Raw genomic sequence first — 2,674 nt, 5'->3', positions numbered from 1 at the left:
GCCTTGCCTAAATACCAAACAGACTGCTGTAAATTTAACCTTGAAAGATCAACAGGCCCTAATTAAAAAGTGCTCTTGAGGCCATGTAGTGGGGGTTGCTGGGTTTTTTCAAGTAAATAACGCAGTATGGTATTTGAATCACTTAGGGTAAACGTGTCATCGACCAATATAGGAATTTTGGCTGCTGGATTTTTTGTGACCACCAACGGCCGATCGTCTTTAGAAAAAATATCGAGATTTATAAACTCAAGCGCACAGTTATTTTGTTCTGCCCAGATTCTAACGCGGCGAACATAAGGGGAAGGAATAGAGCCAAATAGTTGCATAATGGGGCTTTTGCCAACTCCACATAAATAAAAAGCCGCTGATGCGGCTTTATTAATAAATCGATTTACTTACTCTGAGCGGCTGGTTACTTCTAATAAATGGTAACCAAACTGTGTTTGTACAGGGCCTTGTACTTGATTTAGCGGCGCTGAAAATACCACCTTGTCAAATTCAGGCACCATCATACCTGGGCCAAACTCACCTAATGCACCACCATCTTGACCTGATGGACAATTAGAGTGCAGTTTAGCGAGTTCTGCAAAGTCTTCACCTTGCTCAATTTTATCTTTAAGGTCTAAACATTGTGCTTCACTGTCTACGAGTATGTGCCTTGCACTTGCAACTGCCATAAGTTCTCCTACCTGTAAGTTTAATTTTTAAATTTGATAGCAACATCTTAGTAAGGCTAAACTGAAAACACAAAGTTAAAATGCACTTTTGATTACGCTTTCTAGTTTTGCCGAATCCGGTGCTACGCGGCTGTTAAAGCGCGTAATCGTTTTGCGATCGGCCGATACCACGTATTTATAAAAGTTCCAGTTTGGTGAACTGGTTTGGGCGTTTAAATGCTTGAAAATAGGGTTTGCGTCACTACCACGTACTGCGCTGGTGGCCAGCATAGGGAAGGTAACACCATAATTTACATAACACACTTTTGCGGTATCTTTTTCATCGTTCTCTTCTTGAAAAAAATCATCTGATGGAAAACCTAATACCACCAAGCCTTCGTCTTTGTATTTATTATAAAGCGCTTCTAAACCTTCAAATTGCGGCGTAAAACCGCAGTTACTCGCAGTGTTAACAATTAAAAGAGGCTGGTTTTTAAAATCGCATAAGTTAATGGTTTCAGTTGAGCGCAACTTTCTAAGTGAAACATTCGTGAAGTCATTGCAGGTGTTTGCATCTAATGAAGGGGGGGGCGAGTCTGCGGCATGTGTATTTAGCGAAACACAACTTAACGCGAGGGTTAAACCAAGTATTATTTTTTTTATCATGCTATTACCTTAAGTGCGTTTTTAGAGTATTTATGTAACTTATCATACGCTACTATAGGCTAAATTGATCAATTTTACTTTATTTTATATGACTATACGTTTAGCAAAACCTGATGATTTAACTGCCATTGTTGCTATTTACAATGAAACTATCCCTAGTCGAATGGTCACCGCCGATACCGAAGAGGTGACCGTCGCTGATAAACAACCTTGGTTTGATAGCCATACTGCTCAACGCCCTATTTTTGTTTACTGTGAGAATAACCAAGTATTAGCGTGGCTTAGTTATAAATCGTTTTATGGTCGCCCAGCTTACGATGGCACCGTTGAGTTAAGCATTTACATTACGGCAGCAGCCCAAGGAAAAGGGTTGGGTAAAAAGCTGATGCAATTTGCACAACAACAAGCCAAGCAACTTAATATCGAAGTATTACTTGGGTTTATTTTTAGTCACAACGAACCGAGCATTAAATTATTTAAGCATTTTGATTTTGCAGTATGGGGAGAGCTGCCTAACGTAGCAAGAATGGACAATCAGCTGTACAGCCTAACTATTTTTGGTAAGCATTTAACCTAGTACCATAACAAAAGGAAGCAAAATTCACTTTTACGTAGGTGATTATGCTAAACCAAAAACTCTAGACTATGCTGAAAAGGTGTTTAATTAACTCTTTAAAGTGTGTCTAAATGGCGAGAAAAATACTTATTATTGATAGCAGTAGCATGATTGCTATGCGCTTAAAAGTGTTATTAGTCCACTTTGCTATGTTTGATGAAAATACAGACATAGACATTTATGACTTGTTGATATTTTCTCAAGGCGTGCCAACTGATGTTGTATCGATAGTTGTTGAGAAAGCGACTTCTCAATCATTTTTTTATTAGCGCCAAAAGCAGAATCAGGGGAGTTGCTTAGCGCATTTTCCAAATTAAATGACTTGATACCCAATGCCACCATTATCTACCCCTTCTTTTCCAATAAAGAAATAACGTCTTTAATTGAGGCCTTATTAGAGATAGGTCCAGATCACATTTTTAAACTGCCGACAATTTTACTCGTTGATCATGTTAATGAGCGATTAGAGTCACTCAAAAGTAGCCTTTATGGCGCTCATATTGAGGTATACACCGCAACAAACCATGATGAAGCAATTAATATTGCCAAGCTCAGGAGTATTGATATTTTAATCAGTGACTTTAGCTTACAACCGAGTTCTGGTTTAGAGATATTTTCGAATTAAAAAAATACAACCGCATAGTCGTTGCATGTTAGTAACCTCACGCCCTGAACAATCTATGTTAGAAGCCATTCGCCCGGTTTTGAAGATGTTTTAATTAAGCCTTTAAATGAC

Annotated in this window: 3 protein-coding genes and 2 pseudogenes; 2 read left to right on the top strand and 3 right to left on the bottom strand. The window is 38.5% G+C overall.

All coding sequences use genetic code 11. The features are described 5' to 3' along the window. Nucleotides 1–51 precede the first annotated feature (51 nt). From QMA00_RS17275 to QMA00_RS17265, 3 genes and pseudogenes are all read right to left on the bottom strand, one after another. A pseudogene (locus QMA00_RS17275) lies at nucleotides 52–326 on the bottom strand (glutathione S-transferase family protein); the annotation flags it as partial. Between the two features lie 69 nt (nucleotides 327–395). Continuing rightward, nucleotides 396–677, bottom strand: coding sequence for a peptidylprolyl isomerase (locus QMA00_RS17270; protein ID WP_008114778.1), 282 nt, complete (start codon nucleotides 675–677; stop codon nucleotides 396–398). A gap of 75 nt (nucleotides 678–752) precedes the next feature. Beyond that, a complete protein-coding gene (locus tag QMA00_RS17265; RefSeq protein WP_076922436.1) occupies nucleotides 753–1,322 on the bottom strand; it encodes a glutathione peroxidase in 570 nt (189 codons plus the stop codon). Between the two features lie 88 nt (nucleotides 1,323–1,410). Between QMA00_RS17265 and QMA00_RS17260 the strand changes: the two genes are divergently transcribed. Together QMA00_RS17260 and QMA00_RS17255 are read left to right on the top strand one after the other, a co-directional pair. Continuing rightward, nucleotides 1,411–1,899 (top strand): GNAT family N-acetyltransferase, encoded by a 489-nt coding sequence (locus QMA00_RS17260; protein WP_013464075.1) that lies wholly within the window; start codon nucleotides 1,411–1,413, stop codon nucleotides 1,897–1,899. Nucleotides 1,900–2,009: 110 nt separating this feature from the next. Further along, nucleotides 2,010–2,674, top strand: a pseudogene (locus QMA00_RS17255) (response regulator); the annotation flags it as partial.

This window comes from Pseudoalteromonas sp. APC 3694, from assembly GCF_030407565.1.
Lineage (GTDB): Bacteria > Pseudomonadota > Gammaproteobacteria > Enterobacterales > Alteromonadaceae > Pseudoalteromonas > Pseudoalteromonas tetraodonis.
This window is presented reverse-complemented; position numbering and strand designations above follow the sequence as displayed.